This is a genomic window from Methanohalophilus sp. (genome assembly GCF_030156785.1).
In the GTDB taxonomy this organism is placed as follows: Archaea; Halobacteriota; Methanosarcinia; order Methanosarcinales; family Methanosarcinaceae; genus Methanohalophilus.
Genome location: NZ_JASGLW010000010.1, coordinates 1 through 21,773 on the forward strand (window position 1 = coordinate 1; position 21,773 = coordinate 21,773).

General features: G+C 40.4%; 25 protein-coding genes and 1 pseudogene. 8 read left to right on the forward strand and 18 right to left on the reverse strand.

Annotation, left to right across the window (positions count from 1 at the left end; translation table 11 throughout):
* Positions 1-500: 500 nt before the first annotated feature.
* Positions 501-1,541, forward strand: coding sequence for a 60S ribosomal export protein NMD3 (locus tag PWQ49_RS06460; protein WP_300609154.1), 1,041 nt, complete (start codon positions 501-503; stop codon positions 1,539-1,541).
* A gap of 16 nt (positions 1,542-1,557) precedes the next feature.
* Positions 1,558-2,709, forward strand: coding sequence for an ATP-grasp domain-containing protein (locus PWQ49_RS06465; RefSeq protein WP_300609156.1), 1,152 nt, complete (start codon positions 1,558-1,560; stop codon positions 2,707-2,709).
* A 372-nt stretch (positions 2,710-3,081) separates the two neighbouring features.
* Here the strand turns inward: PWQ49_RS06465 and PWQ49_RS06470 are convergent, their stop codons facing one another.
* From PWQ49_RS06470 to PWQ49_RS06485, 4 genes are read right to left on the reverse strand one after another with little or no spacing between them, the layout of a single operon-like run.
* Complete coding sequence (locus PWQ49_RS06470; RefSeq protein ID WP_300609158.1) at positions 3,082-3,432, reverse strand: carboxymuconolactone decarboxylase family protein; 351 nt, start codon at positions 3,430-3,432, stop codon at positions 3,082-3,084.
* Positions 3,433-3,457: 25 nt separating this feature from the next.
* A complete protein-coding gene (locus tag PWQ49_RS06475; RefSeq protein WP_300609160.1) occupies positions 3,458-3,676 on the reverse strand; it encodes a DUF2180 family protein in 219 nt (72 codons plus the stop codon).
* Between the two features lie 11 nt (positions 3,677-3,687).
* Positions 3,688-3,924 (reverse strand): DUF2180 family protein, encoded by a 237-nt coding sequence (locus tag PWQ49_RS06480; RefSeq protein ID WP_300609162.1) that lies wholly within the window; start codon positions 3,922-3,924, stop codon positions 3,688-3,690.
* Positions 3,925-3,962: 38 nt separating this feature from the next.
* Positions 3,963-4,088 carry a desulfoferrodoxin FeS4 iron-binding domain-containing protein gene (locus PWQ49_RS06485; RefSeq protein WP_300609164.1) on the reverse strand — a complete coding sequence of 42 codons (126 nt, stop codon included), beginning with the start codon at positions 4,086-4,088 and terminating at the stop codon, positions 3,963-3,965.
* Between the two features lie 222 nt (positions 4,089-4,310).
* Here PWQ49_RS06485 and mer point away from each other — a divergent pair, with 222 nt between their 5' ends.
* Genes mer through PWQ49_RS06500 form a run of 3 tightly spaced genes read left to right on the forward strand, consistent with a single transcriptional unit; the run spans position 4,311 to position 6,845 of the window.
* Positions 4,311-5,297 (forward strand): 5,10-methylenetetrahydromethanopterin reductase, encoded by a 987-nt coding sequence (gene mer / locus PWQ49_RS06490; RefSeq protein WP_300609166.1) that lies wholly within the window; start codon positions 4,311-4,313, stop codon positions 5,295-5,297.
* Positions 5,297-6,325 (forward strand): F420H2 dehydrogenase subunit FpoF, encoded by a 1,029-nt coding sequence (gene fpoF, locus PWQ49_RS06495; protein ID WP_300609168.1) that lies wholly within the window; start codon positions 5,297-5,299, stop codon positions 6,323-6,325. The genes mer and fpoF overlap by 1 nt, the downstream gene beginning before the upstream one ends.
* A 4-nt stretch (positions 6,326-6,329) precedes the next feature.
* Complete coding sequence (locus tag PWQ49_RS06500) at positions 6,330-6,845, forward strand: nicotinamide-nucleotide adenylyltransferase (protein WP_300609170.1); 516 nt, start codon at positions 6,330-6,332, stop codon at positions 6,843-6,845.
* 182 nt (positions 6,846-7,027) lie between these two features.
* On the opposite strand, the gene PWQ49_RS06505 is transcribed toward PWQ49_RS06500, so the two are convergent.
* From PWQ49_RS06505 to PWQ49_RS06535, 7 genes are all read right to left on the reverse strand, one after another.
* Positions 7,028-7,573, reverse strand: coding sequence for an adenylate kinase family protein (locus tag PWQ49_RS06505; protein ID WP_300609172.1), 546 nt, complete (start codon positions 7,571-7,573; stop codon positions 7,028-7,030).
* A 26-nt stretch (positions 7,574-7,599) separates the two neighbouring features.
* On the reverse strand, positions 7,600-8,199 hold the full coding sequence (locus tag PWQ49_RS06510; RefSeq protein ID WP_363321826.1) for an aminodeoxychorismate/anthranilate synthase component II: 600 nt from the start codon (positions 8,197-8,199) through the stop codon (positions 7,600-7,602).
* Positions 8,196-9,770 (reverse strand): anthranilate synthase component I, encoded by a 1,575-nt coding sequence (gene trpE, locus PWQ49_RS06515; RefSeq protein ID WP_300609174.1) that lies wholly within the window; start codon positions 9,768-9,770, stop codon positions 8,196-8,198. Before trpE ends, PWQ49_RS06510 begins: the two co-directional genes overlap by 4 nt.
* Positions 9,767-10,252, reverse strand: a complete 486-nt coding sequence (locus tag PWQ49_RS06520) for a phosphoribosylanthranilate isomerase (protein ID WP_300609298.1) — start codon at positions 10,250-10,252, stop codon at positions 9,767-9,769. The genes trpE and PWQ49_RS06520 overlap by 4 nt, the downstream gene beginning before the upstream one ends.
* Positions 10,253-10,264: 12 nt before the next feature.
* Positions 10,265-10,444 (reverse strand): hypothetical protein, encoded by a 180-nt coding sequence (locus tag PWQ49_RS06525; protein WP_300609176.1) that lies wholly within the window; start codon positions 10,442-10,444, stop codon positions 10,265-10,267.
* A 5-nt stretch (positions 10,445-10,449) separates the two neighbouring features.
* On the reverse strand, positions 10,450-11,460 hold the full coding sequence (trpD, locus tag PWQ49_RS06530) for an anthranilate phosphoribosyltransferase (RefSeq protein WP_300609178.1): 1,011 nt from the start codon (positions 11,458-11,460) through the stop codon (positions 10,450-10,452).
* 339 nt (positions 11,461-11,799) lie between these two features.
* Positions 11,800-12,642, reverse strand: a complete 843-nt coding sequence (locus tag PWQ49_RS06535) for a TatD family hydrolase (RefSeq protein WP_300609180.1) — start codon at positions 12,640-12,642, stop codon at positions 11,800-11,802.
* A gap of 157 nt (positions 12,643-12,799) precedes the next feature.
* Between PWQ49_RS06535 and PWQ49_RS06540 the strand changes: the two genes are divergently transcribed.
* The gene (locus tag PWQ49_RS06540; RefSeq protein ID WP_300609182.1) at positions 12,800-13,813 is read left to right on the forward strand and encodes an isocitrate/isopropylmalate dehydrogenase family protein; all 1,014 of its coding nucleotides are present in this window, start codon (positions 12,800-12,802) and stop codon (positions 13,811-13,813) included.
* A 46-nt stretch (positions 13,814-13,859) separates the two neighbouring features.
* Here PWQ49_RS06540 and PWQ49_RS06545 read toward each other — a convergent pair whose 3' ends face one another.
* On the reverse strand, positions 13,860-15,176 hold the full coding sequence (locus PWQ49_RS06545; protein ID WP_300609184.1) for an isopropylmalate synthase: 1,317 nt from the start codon (positions 15,174-15,176) through the stop codon (positions 13,860-13,862).
* 250 nt (positions 15,177-15,426) lie between these two features.
* Here PWQ49_RS06545 and PWQ49_RS06550 point away from each other — a divergent pair, with 250 nt between their 5' ends.
* Positions 15,427-15,930 carry an amino acid-binding protein gene (locus PWQ49_RS06550; RefSeq protein WP_300609186.1) on the forward strand — a complete coding sequence of 168 codons (504 nt, stop codon included), beginning with the start codon at positions 15,427-15,429 and terminating at the stop codon, positions 15,928-15,930.
* Here the strand turns inward: PWQ49_RS06550 and PWQ49_RS08350 are convergent.
* The 4 genes from PWQ49_RS08350 to PWQ49_RS06565 form a co-directional block, all read right to left on the reverse strand.
* A complete protein-coding gene (locus tag PWQ49_RS08350; RefSeq protein WP_363321827.1) occupies positions 15,924-16,334 on the reverse strand; it encodes a hypothetical protein in 411 nt (136 codons plus the stop codon). The two genes, PWQ49_RS06550 and PWQ49_RS08350, sit on opposite strands and share 7 nt — an antisense overlap.
* 249 nt (positions 16,335-16,583) lie before the next feature.
* Positions 16,584-17,129, reverse strand: coding sequence for an NAD(P)/FAD-dependent oxidoreductase (locus PWQ49_RS08355; RefSeq protein WP_363321828.1), 546 nt, complete (start codon positions 17,127-17,129; stop codon positions 16,584-16,586).
* Positions 17,130-17,138: 9 nt separating this feature from the next.
* Complete coding sequence (aroA, locus tag PWQ49_RS06560; RefSeq protein WP_300609188.1) at positions 17,139-18,425, reverse strand: 3-phosphoshikimate 1-carboxyvinyltransferase; 1,287 nt, start codon at positions 18,423-18,425, stop codon at positions 17,139-17,141.
* A 2-nt stretch (positions 18,426-18,427) separates the two neighbouring features.
* Positions 18,428-19,078: a thymidylate synthase gene (locus PWQ49_RS06565; protein WP_300609189.1), complete on the reverse strand. Its 651-nt coding sequence runs from the start codon at positions 19,076-19,078 to the stop codon at positions 18,428-18,430.
* Between the two features lie 249 nt (positions 19,079-19,327).
* On the opposite strand from PWQ49_RS06565, the gene PWQ49_RS06570 reads away from it, so the two are divergent.
* A complete protein-coding gene (locus tag PWQ49_RS06570; RefSeq protein ID WP_300609191.1) occupies positions 19,328-19,558 on the forward strand; it encodes a hypothetical protein in 231 nt (76 codons plus the stop codon).
* 136 nt (positions 19,559-19,694) lie between these two features.
* Here PWQ49_RS06570 and PWQ49_RS06575 read toward each other — a convergent pair whose 3' ends face one another.
* The gene (locus PWQ49_RS06575) at positions 19,695-20,447 is read right to left on the reverse strand and encodes an HD domain-containing protein (protein WP_300609193.1); all 753 of its coding nucleotides are present in this window, start codon (positions 20,445-20,447) and stop codon (positions 19,695-19,697) included.
* Between the two features lie 182 nt (positions 20,448-20,629).
* A pseudogene (locus tag PWQ49_RS06580) lies at positions 20,630-21,757 on the reverse strand (adenosylcobinamide amidohydrolase).
* Positions 21,758-21,773: the final 16 nt, after the last annotated feature.

The window sequence follows — 21,773 nt, forward strand, 5'->3', positions numbered from 1 at the left end:
GAAATTAATGAAAGTACTCATATAACTAAATTTATCTTGATTAGATATAAATATTGTTGTTTAGTTTGGGTGAGAAGAGGAGTTAATCAGAAATCTCTAAAACTGTTTCATAACACTTCTTCTTATATTTTTAGCAGAAATGCTAATGCTTAGTGAAAAAACTTCACAGGTAACGCAGGCATGAACTTTTTTGCCTTTTTTCTTCCGTCCATTGTAAGCTGTTTAATGTCACTTTTTATTTTCAATAAAGCTACTGTCTACACAAATCGTTTCAATTAATAGCTTTACTTTTCTGGTAAGCTGAATCTCTAGAGCTTCTATAATTCTATTCAATATTCTTCAACTATAATTAGGAGATGCTGCATTTATATTTTGAAACAACCTAATTATGAAACATACATATTATTCATTAGATGATAAAATTCATCAACTAATATTAGAATGGCAAATAAAGCTTCCACACAAAAGACTAATATCTAACCACATACTCTTTTACACCAATGCACGAATTAATTTGTCCCAAATGCGGGAAAAACGCTGATACTTTATATAATAACGTGTGCGAGGAATGTTTCTTCAAGATATTTACACTTGCACAAATAGCTCCAGTCATGCATATCACCGTCTGCTCTAAATGTAATGCCATCCTTGAGCGTGGCCGATGGATAGACGGAAAACAGGTTGAGGATACTGCAATTGAAAAAGCCGAAAGTGAACTTTTCATCCATGAAATGGCTCAAAATATTGAACTGGACGTTGAGCCAAGGAAAGTCAGCCCTTATATATACCGCATAAAATTTTACATTAGTGCAGACATTGACGGATTGCCTGTTGAAGATGAAGTAGAAACGGAAGTCCGTATCGAACGTAATGCATGCGATATATGTAGCCGTATTTCAGCAGGGTATTTTGAGGGAATCCTCCAGCTAAGAGCTGCCGGAAGAAAAGTTACCGATGAAGAAAAGAAAAAATGCGAAAGTATTATTTATTCAAATCTGAATCGTCTTCAAAAGAAAGGGGATAAACTCGCTTTTCTCTCGAACTCACTGGATCTCAAGGAAGGTAGCGATTTTTATATCGGTTCAACTCACGCCACACGTAATATATGTAAGGCCATAATCTCAGAAATGGGAGGAAGCTTTACCGAATCACCTACACTTTTTGGAATGAAGGACGGGAAAAACATCTACAGGGTCACTTTTTCACTGCGTCTTCCACAATACAAAAAAGGTGATGTGATAGATCTCAACGGAAGAAATATCCAGATCAAGATCTCGGAAAAAATGGTCAAAGGAATTGATCTGACAACCGGTGACAGGGTTCTCATGAAACATGACGAAATCAGTGATGCAAAGTATCTTGGGAACGAAAAAGATGCTGTTAAAGCAGTCCTTGTTGCATTAGAAAATGATACTGCGATGATCCTTGATCCGAAAACTTACCAGACAATCACAATCAAAAAGCCCTATTTTCTTTCTGATCAGGAGGGAATCGAGATTCCCATACTCAAAACAGAAGTTGGTATTATCCCTCTGCCATAAAAAGGGAAGATTATGTATGGAAAAAATTCTTGTCATTGGTTACAGCAGCCGCAATATTGTAAGCTCAGCCCATCGGGCAGGCTATGAAGTGTTTGCAATTGATGCTTTTTGTGATCAGGATCTACAGAAACTGACAGTGGATTGTTGCAAGATTGATGAGGAAGATGTACGCAATCCGGATACTGACAAAATAGCAGGTATAATCAAATCTTTTAATACTGACTTTGATTATGTGATTCTTGGCTCAGGTTTTGAGACATTTGAAAGGAGATTTTTTGAGATTCCTGTTCTGAACAATAGCATTGAATCAATGTCAAGGGTTTCTGATAAGAAGCAATTTGCTGATGAATTATACAAAACAGGAATACCGCATCCTGAAACATGGGATATGGATTCTCATCCTGAAATCAGAAAAAAAATGATCCTGAAACCAAAATGTGGAGGAGGAGGTGTTTTCAACCGGATTGTTCACTCTGAAAGCGAAATTAATGACGCACTTGAAGAAGTTGCGAATTGCAATCCCGGCCTTTCAAGGAAAAACATGATTCTTCAGGAATTTGTGACCGGGACTCCTGCAAGCGTCTCAGTCATTTCAACCGGCAAGGAAGCGGTTGCAATCGCCGTAAACGAGCAGCTCATTGGAATCCCGTGGCTTACCAGAGTGCCGTTTGCATACTGTGGTAATATCACGCCCTTTGAGACCAGCTACAAAGATGAAATGATGGCAATTTCAGAAAAACTCTGCACGCATTTTGGTCTTGTAGGTTCAAATGGTGTGGATTTCCTGATTACTGAAGACGGTCCGATTGTTCTGGAAATAAATGCCAGATTCCAAGGAAGTCTTGATAGTGTTGAAATGGCAACTGGAATGAATATCTTTGAAGCACACGAAAAAGCTTTTGAAGGCATTCTCCCAGAGATAATTGCTGAAAACAAATTTGCAGCAAAAGCCATTGTTTATGTTGACGGTCAACCCCTGCAAAGTGGAGAAAATATTGAGAAACTGTCAAACAGTATGAAACTTGCTGACATCCCAAAAAAGGGTCATGTTGCATATCAAGATGAGCCGTTTTTGTCAATATTAGAAACAGGAAAAAACCGGAAGGAGGTTATGGACAAGCTATATTCTGCCTCCAGAATTGTAAGGAGTTGCGCAAAAGTTGAATGATAAAACTATTTGGTATTTCATTCTACACAAATGTGTATAAAATCCAAAAAACAGACTCTTTAGAAAACCACTTCCTCCAATTCTAACTTTTATTATTGCAAAAAGGATAATTTCCTTTTAGTATTTACTCAACACAAGAATTCACAAGGGGATGATCGTATTTTGTTCCATAATTTAAAATCTGGAACTCTTATTAGATCAGAGATTTAATGGCATGTCTAAAAAGTACTTAAATTTTATCGATATATAGCAAATGCAAGTAGCAAGGATAATAGCTTCCACTCTACAGTTACAAATATTCAAAGATAGAGAAAATCCGGAAAATGTAAAGGGAAATCCGGTTTAATGAATTTCCCGCTTTCTTAAAATGGTTCAGTCTTTCAGGAGCTTTAGTGCATCCCTGCAAGCAGCCACTGCAGGGGCTCCGGATGTAATGGAAATTACTTCCATGGTTTCCATAATCTCTTCTTTTGTAGCACCGTTATTCAGTGCACTTTTCATCTGAGATATCGTACATGATTCACATTGTTTTGAAGCAACCACAGCGAGGGCCATTAATATCTTGTACTTTGCAGGAATTGCTCCGTCAGTGAGAATTTTCTCATTGCACCGGTTGTATTTCTTCACAAAATACGGATCGATATCCTTAAGAGTTTCAAGTATTTGTGGTGTGAAACCCATCTTGTCCCCAATGTTTTTTACAACCTCTTCGTGTTCATTCATTTTCTTCAAAACCTCCATAATACTTTTAGTCGAATGAGTCTTCAACCATGGTGTCAAAGCAATAGTCACACATGAAATGCGGAAGTCCTTTATGCAAGCGTTTTAGCTCAGGAGGTTTCCCCACTGACACCGGTAATTTAACTTCCTTAAAATGATCGACACAAAGCCCTTTACCACATACAATGCAGACCGCGGAAGCCTCAACTTCCTTTCCCTGTTCTGCACAATCATAACATTTCATCATTGGAGATCACCTCAGATGTTATCTTTGAGAGCCTCATGGCATGGCTTACAGACTATTTTGAGAAGTGGCTGCATATCCTTAAGTTCGCATTCATCTCCCATACATTTGAGCCTTATTTGATACTCCCCTTCCCAGACCGGAACTTGTTCCCTTACAAGGTGATCGTTACATACACCTCTTCCGCAGATTATGCAAATACCCACGGTATCAGAGTGTTTACCCTCCTTTTCGCATTCGTGACATTTCATTGCTGATCACCTGGTTATTTTAAAAATATATGAAAAATTTATTCTTCAACCAATTCCATTTCTTCACCACAACAAACGAGTGTACCCCCGCCCACTTCGGTGACCTCAACTTCGTTACCACATATATTACACCTGAATTTTTGACCTACTTCTGATACTCCCATTGACTTCCTCCTGTAGTTTATTTACAAAATAAAGATTGGATAAAACTATATTTATTGATATCGGTATGCCCATCTACACAACTAATTTTCTTATAATGTCGAGGGACAGCACGATTTGAAAGCAACTCCAAAACGGACACTACGGCACAAAACCAATAAGGTTTTAATATATGTATGTCTTCCTTCAATAACGTTAATCACTGATAAGTAGGAGTGACTCATATGACTTTTGGAATTGAATTTGTACCGAGCGATCCGGTTCTTAAAATCGCTCACTATGCAAAGCTTGCAGAACAGCAGGGATTTGACAACGTGTGGATTACCGACCACTACAACAATCGTGATGTTTACACAACCCTTGCTTTCCTTGCAATGAACACCAACACCATCAAACTTGGTACTGGTGTCACAAACCCTTACACCCGTAATGCTGCTATTACAGCTTCAAGCATTGGCTCTGTTAACGAGATTTCCGGCGGTCGTGCAATTCTCGGAATTGGCCCAGGTGACAAGGCAACCTTTGATGCAATGGGAATATCTTGGGACAAACCTCTTACCACCACCAAGGAAACAATCGAAGCCCTCAGAGCTTTCTTTGCAGGTAAGAAAGTCGAGATGGATGGCAGTATGATCAAATTTGGCGGTGCCAAGATGGCATTCAAGACTGGAGATATACCTATCTATATGGGTGCACAGGGTCCAAAAATGCTTGAACTCGCAGGTGAAATTGCAGACGGCGTACTCATCAACGCATCTCACCCTAAAGACTTCGAAGTAGCTGTTGACAAGATTGCAGCTGGTGCAAAGAAAGCCGGCAGGGACCCCTCTGAGGTTGATGTCGCAGCATACGCTTGCTTCTCTATAGATAAGGATGCAGCAAAAGCTGTAAGTGCAGCAAAAGTTGTAGTAGCATTCATCGTTGCAGGGTCACCGGACATGGTTCTTGAACGTCATGGAATCGATGTTGCAGCAAAAGCTGATATAGGCAGCGCAATTGCTAAAGGTGACTTCGGAGCACTTATGGGAGACCTTGTTACCGAAGATATGATTAATGCATTCTCAATCTGTGGTACTCCTGCAGACTGTAAAGCAAGGATTGATGAATTGATGGACATTGGAGTTACTCAGATAGTTGCAGGATCACCAATCGGACCTAACAAAGAAAAAGCAATAAAACTCATCGGAAAGGAAATCATCGGAGGAAACTGATGGTTCATCCAAAAATTGCAGAAGTCATTGAATACGACGTCTGCACTGCCTGTGGGGCATGTGTTTCATCATGCCCTGCCGGGGCCATCACCATGGGAAAAAAGGCGGAAATCCGGGATCCAGATAATCTGGACCTGTATTCCTTTGGTGCAGCTCCAAATGTTTGTGAAGATTGCCTTACATGTAGTCGTATCTGCCCTGTCATTGACGGATATGTGGAAGATGAATTTGCAAACGTAAAAAGATTCTTCGGAGCCAAAAGCGACATCCAAGGACAGGATGGTGGAGTTACTACTGCCATAGTCCGTTCGTTGTTTAACAAAGGCGAAATTGACTGCGTGGCATCCATTAGCCGAAATGATAAATGGGAAACTGAAGTTGAGGTATTCACCAATGGTGATGATTTCCTGAGAGCAAAAGGAACAAAGTACACTTATGATTCTGTGCTCTCAAGCCTCCGGGAACCGTTTAAGAAATACGATAAAATCGCAATTGTCGGTGTTCCATGCCAGGCACATGGTGCTCGCCTGATTTCGGAAAATGTCAATGATAAGATAGTCCTCATTCTTGGACTGCTTTGCATGGAAAGTTTTTACCATGACACATTTACCGAAAAAATAATTCCGGAAATAATGGGCCTTAAGGCAGAAGACGTCGTTAAGTTTGACTTTGGGAAAGGTAAATTCTGGGCATACACCAGAGATGGTGAAGAGCACAGTGTGAAAATCGCAGAGGTAGCTCCACATGCAAGGAATCCCTGCCACCATTGCTGTGATTATACGGCGGTGTCTGCAGATATCTCCATTGGATCTGTTGGTACCCCTGACGGTTGGAACAGTGTGATGATACGTACTGACGTAGGAGAAAAATACTTCGATTTAGTGAAGGATGAATTTGAGATTATTGAAGATCCGAAACCCGGAATGGATCTTATTCAGAAACTTGCCACAATGAAACACAATAACAATTCCGGACACTATCTTGAAGTATGCGAAAAATTCTCCTTTAACGGATGCGGCATCAGATGAGATTATGCAATTAAAAAGGGCATTCTATATAGGGCGGTTCCAGCCATTCCACAATGGTCATTATTCCGTCATCAATAATATAGAAAAAGAATTTGATGAGCTTATTATTGGAATAGGAAGCGCCCAAAAAAGCCACGAAGTTGCGGATCCGTTTACTGCAGGTGAGCGCATAATGATGATTCGGCATTCCCTTGAGGATACCGACATACTTCATTATGCAGTTCCAATTGATGATATCCAGCAAAACTCTGTGTGGGTATCATACGTTACTGCAAGAACACCACCATTTGATGTAGTTTATTCCAATAATCCCCTTATTCTCCAACTTTTTGAAGAAGCAGGAATTGAAACACGGACTCCGCCAATGTTCCATCGCCAGAAATACTCAGGAACAGAGATCCGTAAACTTATGCTTGAAGGAGAAGAATGGAGAAAACTGGTTCCGGATGCCGTTGCTGACGTTCTCGATGAAATTAATGGAGTCCAAAGACTCCGTAACATTTCACGTAGTGACGCATAATCAAATTTAGTACAAGTGTGAGAAACAGTCCCCTTCCAAAGTCGGATCTAGCCGGATAAACCCGACTTTTGGATGCGGGTAAAAACTCTATTAATCCCCCTAAATTTTAAAAGGTTAATGTTGGATATAAAGAAATCTTTTAGAGTTACGTATGTGATCTAGAAAGATAGCATAAAACTGATTCAGGGAATTTCATCAATCCAGTTAAATGAGCCCGGCAAAAATCGTGAATCTGGAGATATACCTGAAGAAAGTGCAGTTATAATCTCATGAATGTCTTTAGATACATCAATTGCATCCCTGCATGTAGTTTCAACCTCAAATACACTTTCACACATCTCAACTGCTTCAACCAGAATAACATCAAGACACTCTGCATCCACATTTTCTTCGACTTTGCGATCTTTATACCCGCGGGAAGCCAAACGTGCCCTTAGATCAGCAGGTGCAGTCCTTAAAACAATGCACTGTTGTGCAAAATGATGGGAAAGATGACTGTCCAATATAATAATTTTATCGTCTTTGTCTGAAAAATGCTCATCCAGATAGTTGGCAATCTGATTCATTTCTGCAAGCACACAATCCCGATCCTCATCCACTTCGTCAAAAAGGTGCTCATTTTTTATAACATCGTTAAGATGAACCACACAGTAACCATAGTTATTTTCGAGAATATCGGCAACTGATGTTTTACCAGTACCCGGGGTGCCTGTGAGAGCTATGAACATATTCAGGAAGTAATTCAACAACAATTTTAAGGATTGTGCTCTGATTGGGCAATTGTGATAAAATTTCCGATGATTTTCAAACCTTCTTCCATGAGAACCGATTCCGGATGGAACTGAATACCGAATGTAAGGTAATCTTTGTGTTTTACCGCCATGATTGTACCATCTTTTGTTTCCGCAATAACCTTCAGTGAGGGGGCAAGCTCAGAAATCTCAAGGGAATGATATCTCCCTCCTGCAAAAGGACTGGGTATACCATCAAATAATGCAGAGCCCTGATGGTAAACTTCAGATGTTTTCCCGTGAATAGGACCACATTGTGCTCTGGAAGTATGACCCCCAAATGCTTCATTTATGGCCTGATGCCCAAGACAAACGCCCAAAATCGAAATCGTGGGTGCAAACTCCCTGATAATTTCAATGCAACTGCCTATATCTCTGGCGTTGTCAGGTCTTCCGGGACCTGGAGACACAACTATCGCATCAGGTGAAAGGGATTTTATCTCATCAACTCTAATTGTATTTGGGACCACATGGGTTTCCACACTAAATACAGAAAAAGCATCCACAAGATTCCAGACGAATGAATCACGATTATCGATAAAAACCACATTAATTTCCATCATTTAACACCCACTGCTCCAAGCATAGCTGCCATTTTGCTCTCGGTTTCCCTGTACTCTGAAGCGGGATCGGAATCTGCAACGATTCCAGCACCTGCCTGTATGCTAAGAATATTTCCCTGCTTCACAATTGTTCTTATGGTAATTGCAAAATCAAGATCACCGTTCCAGGAAAAATACCCTACACCTCCACCATAAGCACCCCTTGCTGCACCCTCAATGTCACGAATTATTTCCATAGCCCGGATTTTTGGAGCACCGGAAAGGGTTCCCGCAGGCATCAAGGAAACAACTGCATCAAACTGATCACATTCTGGCCGCAGATCGCCAATAACAGTACTTTCGATGTGCTGGACATGAGAATAACGGACAACTTTCATAAAATCTTCTACTTTCACGGTTCCGCCCTTTGATACCCGTCTCACATCATTTCGTGAAAGATCTACAAGCATGATGTGTTCAGCTTTTTCTTTTTCGTCATTTAACATAGCAAAAGCAAAGAAGAGATCTTCTTCTTCATTTTTCCCCCTCTTACATGTTCCTGCAATGGGGTTTGTGGAAATCTGCCTCTTATAGATACTCATAAGAGTTTCCGGACTTGCACCTATTATACTCATCTCATCAAGATCAAGCAGGTACATGTATGGGCTGGGGTTGATCTCCCTGAGCTTCCTGTAAAGCTGGAAAGACGAATCTGCAGATGAAACTTCACATTTACGGGATATTACAACCTGAAATATATCTCCGTCAAACACATGCTCCTTTGACTTGCGCACAGCAGCTTCAAATTCTTTCTGATCCATGCTGCAGCCAATCAATTTCGGTACAGGTTTTGTATCCTGATTCGCAGGTTGCAACTGGGATTCTGAAGCCTTAGCAAGAAGATCCTGCATCTCTGCAGCTCTTTTCATGATGCTATCGTATATTTCAGCAGGATTATCTTCAGTAGCAATGAAAGGAGAAAAAACAAGATAGATCTTGTCTTCCATGTGATCAAAAAGGAACGTCTCCTGACAGAACATCAGCCGAGCATCGGGTATTTCCGAATCAAATGGCATGGATTGATCAAGCAGGCATTCATAAATCAGATCATAACCAAGATACCCAATTGCCCCGCCTAGGAAAGTCTGCTTTCCAAAATCTTTCTCATTCAAAAGAGGGACGTTTTTTGAAGTTATAAAAGAAGAGCGAATTGCATCAAGTGGATTAAATCCTTTTTTGATAACTCCCATAAACCCTTTTTTTGTTTCATTATGGATTTCACACACTTCCTTTAGCCCTTCAACGGATGTTTTCACAAAACTATCCATATGTAGATATTCAACTGATACTGTCTTCCCGGAAACTGAAAGTACAAATTCAGGGTTTGCACCGATAAAAGAAAAGCGTGCATGCCTGCTTTCCTTTTCCACAGATTCAAGAAGATAACTAAATGGTTTGTCATGTATCAGAGTGTAAAGCTGGAGAGGAGTGCAATTTGCAGGGACATCTGCCATGAGCAGGACCATACAGGATCCGGAGCGTTTCCCGACAAGGTCTATAAATTCTTCCTTAGTAATATCAAAATTCATCATAAACTGTTACACCTTGCATTTTCAATAAATTCACATACAAGCGTTTTGTCTTTCCGTCCATCTTTTTCGACACCAGAAGATACATCTACGCCATAAGGGACTATTTGCTTCACACAGGAAGCAACATTTTCTGGAGTCAGCCCGCCTGCAATTATCACAGGCAAATCCAATTTGTTGACTATTTCCTGGCTTATGTTCCAATCATGTACTTTGCCACTACCCCCGCCATTTATAGAACCAGTGTCTAGGACGATTCCATCAACAAGATCTGCATCAATAAGCAAATTCGCCTTATCTACAATTTCCCTTGCATGTTCTATGTTTGCCTTTTCCGGAAGTGAAAATACCTGATGTAACTGGACATCTGATTGATTCCTAATGCTACGAAGTGTTGATGCTTCCAAAGAAGAATGTACCTGAACGCAATCCGGCATTGCAGTTTCTATCATGTTTAATGCATGTTCAATTGAGGATGGCATCATCACAATTACGGACTATATTGATTCCGGGACCAATCCTATGAGTTCAGAAACCTTCAAAATATTGAGGTTTCGAGGCGTATTTACCGGAACCTCGGTTATAAATCCCACTGAGTCCGCACCACAGGCTACTGCAATCTCAACATCTTCGGCATTTCGCATGCCACATATTTTAACCCTGACTTCAGGGTCCATATAGCTTATGCCCCCCTGTTCGTAAGTTTAACCAGTTGCTCAAGCTTTTCCAGTGCTTTTCCACTATCAATGACTTCTTCAGCAATTGATACAGCTTCACGCATGGAGATGTCAGTTCTGCCAATGTAAATCGAGGCAGCAGCATTTGCAACTACAATATCTCTTTTAGGTCCCTTTTCACCCTTCAAGATACGCATTATATCAGCTGCATTTTCTTCAGGAGTCCCACCAACGATTTCAATAGCAGATGCCCTCGGAAGACCAAGATCTTCAGGAGTCATAATATACGAGGATACAATATCGTCTTTTAGTTCAACGACACATGTTTCGGATAGGGTTGAAATTTCATCCATTCCGTCCCCGTTAACAACAAGGACATGTTTTTTACCCAGCCTTTTCAATGCTTCTGCCATGGGACGACAGTATTTCCTGTCGTATACACCTATTATCTGAGCTGGAGCTTCAGTGGGGTTTACAATCGGACCCAAAAGATTGAAGACGGTTTTTATTCCCAGTTCTTTGCGCACACCTGCAACCCTTTTCATCGCAGGATGAAACATCGGAGCAAACATGAAGCCAATATCTATACTTTCTATTGTTGAGCAAACATCTTCGGGACTGCAATCAATTTTCACACCCAACGCTTCAAGCACATCTGCACTACCTGAAAGAGAAGTGGCAGAACGATTGCCGTGTTTAGCAACCGGAATACCGGCAGCTGCTGTTACTATGGCAGCAGCCGTGGAAATATTAATTGTATTGTGCCTGTCTCCGCCACTTCCACATGTGTCCACAAGATGGCCGTTTACCTCAGGGTGGATAACATTTGCATTACCAAGCATTGCCTTTGCAAATCCTGTGAGTTCTTCTGCAGTTATATCCTTGACATTCAATGCTGCAAGGAATGCCCCGATTTGGGCATCTGAAGCTTCAGTAAAAATGTACTGCATTGCCCTGTATGCCTCATCCTCTGAAAGAGATTCATTGTTCGTAATTTTCTGTAAATATTGCTTCATAATAACCACAATTTGATATCAATGTTCATTTTTGTACATCAATGTATGATTGAACACACTATATTTATAAGTTTCGTTACAGAAGGCTTTTCAGATCCAGCCTTATTGCAGCAGACAGATTTCGATCACAAACCAGTATTTGCATCAGTATACAATATTTTACACTGATAAAATGATGAACAATTATATACATAACATTCTGAATCTAATACAAAAAATTATTATAAAAAAGCCCAAATCTAGGCTATGTGAAAATCCTCTTCTCTAACCTCAAACTGTAATTAGGAGAAGTAGTATTATATTTTTGAAACAATCTCAGTAATTGGAGGTTAACAGGTTTTAAAGATTTATCTCTACCTCATAAACCTCTTCAACATTTTCCTTGTGGACTTTCCAAAAAATATCGTCACCAAAATCCTCAACAAGCTTCAAGGTTCTGCGGGGAATCGTTTTTGGACCAAGGACTGCACCCGGTCTTTTTGGATCATCAATATAGTCAGTTTCCATCATGAAACGACTTCCCTGCAAAAGAGCTTTCTCAATCGCACCTTTGCCGGCAAGTACTCCCGGAAATAAACCAATTTTTTCACAAACATCTACAAGTGGAGGAGCATAGTGCTTAACGACTTTACCCAGAGGGAATCCTGATTTTTTTGCAATGGAAGCTATATCCCGAAGTTCCGGTTCACCCACACTTTCAGTATGTATTTGAACCACACAACCTAAGTCTTTTCCAAGATCAAATGCATGAGACATGATTTCATTGGATGCTTTCCATATTTCGTCAGAAACTGGATAATGCGGCCGGCCGCTCTTAAGTCCTACAGCAAGTCCTTTCTCCACATAACCTGCAGCTATATCAAGACCTGCTTTCATAAGAGAAGAAGCTTCCTCCAAACTCATACGTTCGGTTAGTTTTGAGATTTCTGCGGGATGAACTCCAAGCACAGAATACGCACCTACACCCATCTCATTAATCTGCTTTACAATTTCCACGGTTTCGTCAAACACAATCCTGTAATCTTCAGCCGTTGATACATTTACACCCAATGTCCAGCTGGGTTTGGAGACAACAATCATGTGTGTTCCACCTGCATTCTTGAATTCACGAACTGCTCTTAGCCCCTTTGCGCGGGGATCAATGTGAATATGTTCATCAGTTATAGGAAATTGTGCTGTCATAATATAGAGTATGGGCTTTATCATGTAAAACTGTAGCCTTGATACTATAGAATGATAAAAAACCTGAAAATATTCCGATAGCTTCTTATATATATGATGGAGGCATTAAGGGAGCCAACTACCACTATATAAAGCTAACAAATTAAAAGTGATTTATATGAGTAAAACCGCAGCAGTAATTGAAGGAGATGGAGTCGGACCTGAACTTGTGAATGCAATGTTAAAGGTCGTTGAAGCGACGGGAACAAACGTAGAATTCGTCACCTGTGAAGCAGGTGCAGAATGGTGGGAAAAAAACGGTGGGAACTCCCTTATCCCAGATGAAACATGGGAAATTCTAGACGATTCGGATGCATGCTTTAAGGGACCAACAACAACCCCCGGGGGCGCAGGCTCCCCAAAAAGCGTTGCAGTCTCAATTCGCCAGAGATACAATCTTTACGCCAACGTAAGACCAACAAAAACATTCCCTAACACCAACCATCCATTAGGAGATGTTGATTTTATCTGCGTCAGAGAAGGTACCGAAGGTATGTACATAGGTGAAGAAGTCAAGCTGACAGATGATGTTTACATTGCTATTCGTAAGATTACAAGACCCGCATGTCGCAATATTGCAAAATATGCATTTGAGGAAGCAAAGAACAGGAACTTCGACACAGTTGTTGCAATTCACAAGAGCAACATCCTTAAACAAACCTGTGGAACTTTTCTTGAGGAAGTCAACAAAGTAGCTGAAGAATATCCTGATATTGATATCTGGGAATACCACATCGATAACATTGCACAGCAGCTTGTCAAGAACCCACAGCTTTTCAACCAAAAAGTGTTGTTATCCACCAACCTGTTCATGGACGTAATCAGCGAGGAATGTTCAGCACTGATTGGAAGCATTGGTCTAATCTACTCCGCAAACATCGGAGATGATTTCGCTATGTTTGAACCTGCACACGGTTCCGCACCAAAGTACGCAGGTCAGGACAAAGTGAACCCTGTGGCAACTGTTCTTGCTGGTGCATGGATGCTTGATTACCTGGGTGAAAAAGAAAACGCAGAAGCAATTTTCAAAGCTACAGAAGATGTCATCGCAGAAGGAAAAACAGTCACCTATGATCTTGGTGGCACTGCAAAACTCAGCGAAATGACAGATGCTATAATAAGCAAAATTTAAGAAAAAAAGATGGTTTTATAAGGCGTAAATCGCCTTATAATATTTTTCATTTTCTAAGTGGTTTTCGGGAAATTGCTTCACCAGAATAGGTTGCTTCCCGGTTCATGTTCTTTTGTACTACAGGTTCGAATAGGAAGTACTTTTCAACGTACCCCTGAATTTCCTCATCCGAGATACATGATACACGTTTCTCTTTGTTGTAAAGCTTCTGTATATCTTTCTGTATAGACTTCAGGCGAGGGTCTTTTTTTTCGATGGTAATCTGAACACCAAGAAGTTCCTTGAGTGCCTCCTGAACCTTATACCGAATAACTTCTATTCCAGAGGAATCACCCACAAGGAAAATTCTTTTTCCTCCGACTATTTCTGGTGGATATGGTTCGTAAGTAAATGGATTTTTGATGGCTCCTGCAGCATGTATACCAGATTCATGGGCAAATACGTTCGAACCAACTACCGATTTATTACGAGGTACGCGAATACCTATTTCCTTTTGCATGAAATTAGCAAAATCTGAAATGGCTTCAAGGTTGTATTTATCAAAACCTTCAACCCTGCGACACAGGAAGATTAGTAGTTTTTCCAGCTCAGCATTCCCAGCACGCTCTCCTATACCTAAAAATGTAACGTTAGACCAGTTTGCACCGTGCCAGTAACCAGCAAGAGAGTTGGATACTGCCAATCCAAAATCATCATGACAATGTGTTTCGATGTTTTTTACACCAAGGTTATCCTTGAGATATTTTACCATAGACGGTATACCATAGGGCTCGTCAACTCCTTCGAATGGAATACCATATCCGATGGTGTCACAAATACGAATGATACATTCAGGATCTATATCGATTATTTTCTCGATTAAAGGATAAACAAATCCGTAATTGTCGGCACGTGTCATATCTTCTACATGTGCACGTGTTCTTAAACCGTGATCAACGGCATACTGGAGTGCCTCAAGATATTTCTTTTCAGCAGCTTCTCTACTTGGAAGGCCCATTTTTTCAAAAATATGAGCATCAGAAACTGACATAAGAATTCCAGTTTCCTTTATATCGTCCATTTTAAGAACCAGATCAATGTCCGCGGTATTCGCGCGTGCCCACCCGGTTACTTCTGGAAATTCATAACCCCTGTCAAGCATGAGCCTGATTGCTTTCTGATCCCTCTCATTATATACAAAAGTCTCAAGTTTTTCAATACCTATTTCATGCAAATAATCATAAATAGTCAATTTATGTCCACTTTTTAGAACAATACCGGGCATCTGTGCACCATCTCGAATAGTACTGTCACTGATGCAAATTTCTTGGTCATGAGGGAGTTTAATCATGGGCAAGTCGTCGTAGTCCATATATACCTTCACAAAATACCTCCTTTCTCTGCAAATGTTTCTATTCAGCGTGGGGGGATAGTTGAATAAAATAGTTAAGTCCGATTATACAATCAATCTGCTCAAAAAGCCATTTCAGTCATTATATGTTTCATAAAAGGCTTTGTTCCTTAAATGTGTTTCTTCTTGATTTGAAATAACCTTATATGAAAGAAGGCGGCAACCGTTTTCTTTTGTATCTTAACCTTAACTTCTATATACAGGAAAGTGCAAGTTGAATGATATGTGGCAAATTCTACTTCAGAAATTCGAGAAACATCCTGCTCAGCAGAAGGTACTGAGGATTCTTTTTGAGAGAGGATTTCAGGTTAATGATGATGGAAAAGTAGTGTCAGGAAGCATTGAAATTGCTCACACTCAGCTTGCAAGGGAAGCGGGCGTTGATCGACGTGTTGTAGATGCCACAACAGATACCATACTTTCTGATGAGTTATTAAAAAATATTTTTCAGAATGTCCTTTCAATACCCTTCCTAAGAGATGTGGCACCGCAACTTGGCCTTGGTGTTCTTATAATAACACCCGATGATGCAGCAAATATAGGAATCCTTGCTGATGTTTCGAGGATTATTTCTGAAAACGGCCTTAGCATTCGCCAGGCAGTCTCAGATGACCCATATTTTACCGATGAAGCTCGGCTTACAATAATAACTGATTCGAAAATACCTGGTGGATTAGTTGATAAAATAATGGAAATCAAAAGTGTGAAAGGTGTCAGTATTTACTGACTCAAAAAAACTGATTTTACAAAACTTTTCAGCAAGCCTGCCATATGTCTGGAATTGAGGGGGTTCAAAAATTTTTTCAGTAAAATAGAGGGATGATCCATATCACCATATTCTTCTATGAGTCTCAAAAGTTGAGGATTATCCAGTGAATTTAATAAATTATTCCATTGTGGATCGGCAAGTTTAGCTGCAAAATTATGAGCCTTCATACCTATATTTAATTCCTTTTCTAGTACTTTCCTCCATTCTTTGTCATAAACGGAAAGGCGGAAAACTGAAGAATCTCCTTCAAGTGCAGCTTCAGCAGCTACTTTCCCTGCGATCTTTGCACAAACAGCACCAGTATAAATTCCACCTCCTGAAATAGGTTTAACCTGTCCAGCAGCATCACCACATACAATCAAACCATCTGCAACAGTAGTAGCTGGTAATCCTAGTGGTATCGAACCAATTACAAAATCCTGCGAGCCTACGGCAATTCGATCATATTTACTTTCAAGAGCATCGATGAATTTATCAAAATACTACTTAACACATTCATCCTGTTTTTCAATTGCCATCCCAATCCTGCACAGATTCTCATTTAAAGGCACGATCCATCCAAAGAAACCCGGGGCGACTGAGCCTACAAATAATTCAACAAACTCAGCTTTCTATGGTTTCATTTTCACTTCAAACTGGATTCCAGGAAGAAGCCGATCAGGTTTTGGTATTCCAACTATCCTCGAAATTTCTGAACGAGGGCCGTCAGCAGCAATTACAACTTTTGATTTGAACTTAACCTGTAACCCTTTTTGGGTTACATGTATTGTATTTAACCCATTTTCATAAGCCAGATTGTGAACATGTGATTTAAGGAAAATGTCTACACCAGCATCTGCTGCCATTGTGGCAAGTTTTCTGTCAAAAACTTTCCTTAAAACAACATAGGCACGTGTATTCCTGCCGTCGATGGGTATGCACGTGCCATCTGGAGCATGGACATAAGCCCCCCGTACAGTATTAATCACAAAAGAAGTATCTGGAGAAATATCGCATTCCTGAAGAGCTTTTGTGCTTAAAAGTCCGGTACACTCAACGGGAAAACCTATTGATGAATGCTCCTCAAACAATGCAACTTTTGCACCATGCATGGCTGCGTATCTGGCAGCAATGGTACCACTTGGTCCTCCACCAATCACAGCCACATCATAGATCATAAGGATTCCTTATTCCTGACTCACCATTACATTCGCACCAATGGAGCGCATATCATCAAAGAAGTTTGGATAGGAAATAAATATGGATTCTGCAGTATCAATTGTCGTATTGCCTGCAACTAAACCAGCTACCGTCAATGCCATTACTATCCTGTGATCGTGCCAACCATGCACTTCTGCACCTTTTAGTACTCCGCCCTTAATAATAAGCTTGTCATGTTCCTCAACAACGGTAATGCCCATTTTCGTTAACTCAGAAGCCATTGCATGAAGCCGATCTGTTTCCTTAAAACGAACATGTTCTGCGTTCTCAATAACAGTTTCACCTTTGGCTGCAGCTGCAAGAACAGCAATTGTGGGCACCAGATCCGGCGTTGCAGCAGCATCCACATGAATACCTTTCAGCTCACCCCCACCTCTTACTGAAACAATACCACTTTCCGTATCCCAGTCAATTCTTGCACCCATATCCCTTAATATTTCAATAATTCTGGAATCTCCCTGCTTTGAAGGAAACAGATTCTTAACTCTCACACTTGAACCCATGATTGCAGCTGCAGCAAGCAAATAGGAAGCCGAGGAAAAGTCCCCTGGAACAAGATACGTACCCAGATTATAGTGCTGTTTTGCAGGAATTATAAATTTCACATTATACTTATCATCTTCAAGTATCTCTGCACCTGCCTTTTCAAGAACTTCAAGAGTCATATCTACGTAGGGACGGGATTTGAGTTCACCTTTTATTGAAAGGGTTGTACTCTGAGTTGTAAGAGGGCAAGCAATCAAAAGTGCTGAAATAAACTGTGAACTGATCGAACCGTCTATTTTTACAATTGCACCTTTCATACCTCCGCGAACAACAAGCGGAGCACAGCCATTATTACGTGTGGAATATGCATCAACACTTAGATCCCTAAGTACGTCAAGTAATGGACCGTTAGGACGGGTACGCAAGGAATTATCTCCTGTAAGAATAGTTACACCATCTGTTAAGGCAGATATTGCAGTCATAAATCGCAATGTAGTCCCTGAATTTCTTACATCAATAACATTATCTGGGATTTTTGGCATACCGTTGACACCTTTTATCAAGAGGGAATCTTGTTGCCGGGTAATTTTCGCACCAAACATCTCACATGCATGGATGGTGGCTTCGGTATCTGCCGATAACAAGGGGCGTTCAACAACACACTCTTTTGAAAGAGAACCTATTGTGATAGCCCTATGAGTATAGCTTTTTGATGGGGGTGCAAAAACTTCCCCGTTAACTTCAGAGCGACAAATTGATACTTTCATAATCAGATACCCTGTAATATTTTTTCAATTTTATCCCAGTCATGCTCATAAATGTGAGCGGATACGCTGATAGTTGTGATAGTCCCTGGTTTATAACCACTCTCATCCGCAACGTATTTAAGCAACCTTGAAAGTCCATAAAGGTTAGCAGGATAAGCCCCTGCAAAATCATGACTTCGGAAAAGGGTTGTAAGATGTACTTTCCCGTCGCGCAATTTGAAATCATCAAGGATCATACAGGGAACTTCATCAACCTCTGTGTCAACATAAGGAATCCAGGTAACTGCGGTAGCCCTGCGGGTGCTCTGGCTTGATTTTAGCTTTTTTATGGCATAATCGATTTGATCAACCCTATTATCCCAATTGCGCAGCCGCTGACCATATGTATACTCAAAGTCCTGGGAATTCTCACCTGTTATCAACTGTTTTGCATATTCATCAAGCCTTTCCTTATTCCATGCGATATCAGCAGGAATTTCATCTGTGTAAGGATCCTTGATGGTTATCATCAGGTTCATAAATTCCTTGATTTTGCTTCCTCGTTCATCAGTAATAATCTTACCATGATTCCAGATAATATTCAATCCTCTATACCAGGCATCAGTAATAGTGTTTGCACGGACGATTCGCCCAATCGGTGTTTCCTGCCCCATGGAGAGACCTCAAATTTCAAAGAGAATTAATGCCTCTAAGTATAAGATATTTCCTAAAAACGGTTGGCAAATCAAACACAAATGCCAGAGCTATCTCAGGTATATAGAATCTGTTTCAAAAACATAAATACGGCATCTCCTAATTATAGTTGAGGGGGTATTGAATAGAATTATAGAAGCTCTTAGAGATTCAGCTTATTAGAAAGGTAAAGCTATCACTTGAAACGGTTTGTGTAGACAGTAGCTTCATTGAAAATAAAAAGTGACATTAGACAGCTTACAATGGACGGAAGAAAAAAAGGCAAAAAAGTTCATGCCTGCGTTACCTGTGAAGTTTTTCCACTAAGCATTAGCATTTCTGCTGAAAAAAGTATAAGAATAAGTTCTGAAACAGGTTCAACAATTATCATCCTGTTCTACAAACTGATTTTCCTTAAGGATTTTTATCTGGGGAAACACTCCGGTGGATGTGGCATGTAGATTTTTCTTGATGTTTCAATATTGTGAGAACCTGCAAGCCAAGTAAATAAGCAAGCCTTTTCATTTGTCAGAACAACATGAAATACCAATTAAACACCTTACACATAGACTTCTCTCGGAAAAGAACATTTATAATTTAGCGGAAAACAAGGTCTATATATTTCTGAAGTTGTTGGAACATTTTTGTGTCCTCAACGCTATGTGATCCAGATTGCAGCGCTTGAACCAGAGACCTGTAATACCATTCCTGATCATCCTTCCCGGCATTGAAGTAGTCCCACATCCTATCACCCAGATAGCCAAGATCATCAAACATCTCCTTAATGTTAGCAAGCTTGTCAGCACAGACTAGAAGTTTGACATCACGCTCCGCATTCTTAAGTTTCACAAGAGATTGTTCTTTGCGTTCTTTCCAGTTGGACTGATCATGCACAACCAAGTTACCTTTGGAGTCCATCTCCGAAACCGCTTTCACTAGACTAAAAACTCTCTCTCCAAAGGAATAACGCAAAGCCAAACTATCTGTTTTCGTATCTTCAAGTACATCGTGCAAAAATCCTGCGATTACCAGAGAGTCAGGTGCTCCATTTTTGAGAAGGATAGAAGCAACATCCATTGGATGTGTTACGTACGGTGCACCGGAACATTTTCTGTACTGGTTTTGATGAGCAGCACGGGCAAATTCAAAAGCACTTTGGAGAGTACCCGGAGTAAAGCTAGTTTCATCTCTGGGAGCATATTGTTCACTTATTTCAAGGGCCTTAAGACGAAAATCCGCATTGCGTACATATTCATAAACCGATACCATACCCTTTTCGTAGAAAATTATTGAGCGGTATGGTTGGCTTACCCAGATTTTTCGTGAAGATCCATCTGACCATTCTTGCATATAAGTAAACGTGTCAGGAATCGAAAATCCGGATCTTGTATATCACCTATATGGATCTGTAAACCCAGCGGTTTTTTTTCAGTTTTCAAATTATATTTGGACACAAATTCACTTAGCCTCATTAGAACTCCTCTATTTCAGAAAGATGAAATTTTTTGAATCAGAAAATTTTAGATTATTATTTACGACTTATTTTTTATTGTCCATGCTACGGCACGAATCCAGTTGTCAAGGATGGAATCCCGGCTATCAAAAAGTTCATCGGGTATTGAAATCTTTTTGTTTTCGATGATTTGTGGCAGGTTTTTCATGTAAGATATAGCAATTTCGCTTGCCGCCTTTTCCGGAAGCAAACCCCATGATACTTCATCTACCAGATGAATTATAGAAGCAGTAGCCGAAACTACCGCAGGGTTAATGGAAAATTTCCGCAGGGAGCTAATAAATTGTCTTTTCCTGTTTTCGCCATCAAAATTTGTAGAAGCTTTCCAAAAAGAAGCCTCATTAATTCCAAGGCGTTCCAGTCTCACAAGCATATCCCTCTGGGTCAATGGTGAAATATCTGATTGCCTACGAAGTGCATCATGAACTCCTTCAAAAACACATTTTCCAATCAACTCTCCCAACTTGGAATGTGGACCTGCATCAGTTAATTCAAGATCGCTATCAGAATTTGCAACAATTGCCAGCATGTCAGTACCTGTGCCAGTGGCAAGTCCCTAAGAATACTGACTCGAAACCATAAGTTCCTGCAGGGCAGCGGTTTTAGCTTCGGTGGCAGTTATTATTGCACGTGAAAGAGCATAATGTGGTAAAGAAGCCCCTATGAGAAGCATGATGTTTATTGTTCCAATAAAAGGTTTCCATTTTCCATCTTCCTGATAGTAGGAAGCTGGATCCCCTACACGGCAGCCATTTACTTCCACACCCGCAGTCACTATGGCCAAAACTTCAAGTCCCCTATACGAATGGGAAACTACGGAAGCATGCTTCATGCTCGCTGCAGTAAGCAATACGGAAGTCGAAGAAGGATCATAGCCTAAATTCGAAGCAACAATCCTCAGGTAGTTCTCAAGAGAACCACCTTCAAGTTCTTGTTCATGGCATAACTTTCGGGGAATGCAATGATTGACTACAGCTTCAAGACCCTCGCTAATCCCGCCGTTAAGCCAGGAAGTACTAATACAAATCCTTCCTGGAGGGAGGTATATTGCCAGATTGTAATCATCGTGCAGCAATATACGCTCACCTGAAGATGTCTCAAAAAGAACCTTTACAGCTGTATTTTCATCAGATAAATTACTCATCATAGTACCTTGCTATAGT

What these genes read in the sequence shown, in the direction of transcription:
- PWQ49_RS06505 (WP_300609172.1), bottom strand. Translation starts at nt 7,573, where the DNA reads ATGTTCATAGCTCTCACAGGCACCCCGGGTACTGGTAAAACATCAGTT.
- mer (WP_300609166.1), top strand. Translation starts at nt 4,311, where the DNA reads ATGACTTTTGGAATTGAATTTGTACCGAGCGATCCGGTTCTTAAAATC.
- PWQ49_RS06500 (WP_300609170.1), top strand. Translation starts at nt 6,330, where the DNA reads ATGCAATTAAAAAGGGCATTCTATATAGGGCGGTTCCAGCCATTCCAC.
- PWQ49_RS08355 (WP_363321828.1), bottom strand. Translation starts at nt 17,129, where the DNA reads ATGATCTATGATGTGGCTGTGATTGGTGGAGGACCAAGTGGTACCATT.
- PWQ49_RS06540 (WP_300609182.1), top strand. Translation starts at nt 12,800, where the DNA reads ATGAGTAAAACCGCAGCAGTAATTGAAGGAGATGGAGTCGGACCTGAA.
- aroA (WP_300609188.1), bottom strand. Translation starts at nt 18,425, where the DNA reads ATGAAAGTATCAATTTGTCGCTCTGAAGTTAACGGGGAAGTTTTTGCA.
- trpE (WP_300609174.1), bottom strand. Translation starts at nt 9,770, where the DNA reads ATGATGAATTTTGATATTACTAAGGAAGAATTTATAGACCTTGTCGGG.
- PWQ49_RS06465 (WP_300609156.1), top strand. Translation starts at nt 1,558, where the DNA reads ATGGAAAAAATTCTTGTCATTGGTTACAGCAGCCGCAATATTGTAAGC.
- PWQ49_RS06520 (WP_300609298.1), bottom strand. Translation starts at nt 10,252, where the DNA reads ATGATGCCATCCTCAATTGAACATGCATTAAACATGATAGAAACTGCA.
- PWQ49_RS06480 (WP_300609162.1), bottom strand. Translation starts at nt 3,924, where the DNA reads ATGAAATGTCACGAATGCGAAAAGGAGGGTAAACACTCTGATACCGTG.
- PWQ49_RS06525 (WP_300609176.1), bottom strand. Translation starts at nt 10,444, where the DNA reads ATGGACCCTGAAGTCAGGGTTAAAATATGTGGCATGCGAAATGCCGAA.
- PWQ49_RS06475 (WP_300609160.1), bottom strand. Translation starts at nt 3,676, where the DNA reads ATGATGAAATGTTATGATTGTGCAGAACAGGGAAAGGAAGTTGAGGCT.
- PWQ49_RS06470 (WP_300609158.1), bottom strand. Translation starts at nt 3,432, where the DNA reads ATGAATGAACACGAAGAGGTTGTAAAAAACATTGGGGACAAGATGGGT.
- PWQ49_RS06575 (WP_300609193.1), bottom strand. Translation starts at nt 20,447, where the DNA reads ATGCAAGAATGGTCAGATGGATCTTCACGAAAAATCTGGGTAAGCCAA.
- PWQ49_RS06535 (WP_300609180.1), bottom strand. Translation starts at nt 12,642, where the DNA reads ATGACAGCACAATTTCCTATAACTGATGAACATATTCACATTGATCCC.
- PWQ49_RS06510 (WP_363321826.1), bottom strand. Translation starts at nt 8,199, where the DNA reads ATGATGGAAATTAATGTGGTTTTTATCGATAATCGTGATTCATTCGTC.
- fpoF (WP_300609168.1), top strand. Translation starts at nt 5,297, where the DNA reads ATGGTTCATCCAAAAATTGCAGAAGTCATTGAATACGACGTCTGCACT.
- trpD (WP_300609178.1), bottom strand. Translation starts at nt 11,460, where the DNA reads ATGAAGCAATATTTACAGAAAATTACGAACAATGAATCTCTTTCAGAG.
- PWQ49_RS06460 (WP_300609154.1), top strand. Translation starts at nt 501, where the DNA reads ATGCACGAATTAATTTGTCCCAAATGCGGGAAAAACGCTGATACTTTA.
- PWQ49_RS06565 (WP_300609189.1), bottom strand. Translation starts at nt 19,078, where the DNA reads ATGGGGCAGGAAACACCGATTGGGCGAATCGTCCGTGCAAACACTATT.
- PWQ49_RS06485 (WP_300609164.1), bottom strand. Translation starts at nt 4,088, where the DNA reads ATGGGAGTATCAGAAGTAGGTCAAAAATTCAGGTGTAATATATGTGGT.
- PWQ49_RS06550 (WP_300609186.1), top strand. Translation starts at nt 15,427, where the DNA reads ATGTGGCAAATTCTACTTCAGAAATTCGAGAAACATCCTGCTCAGCAG.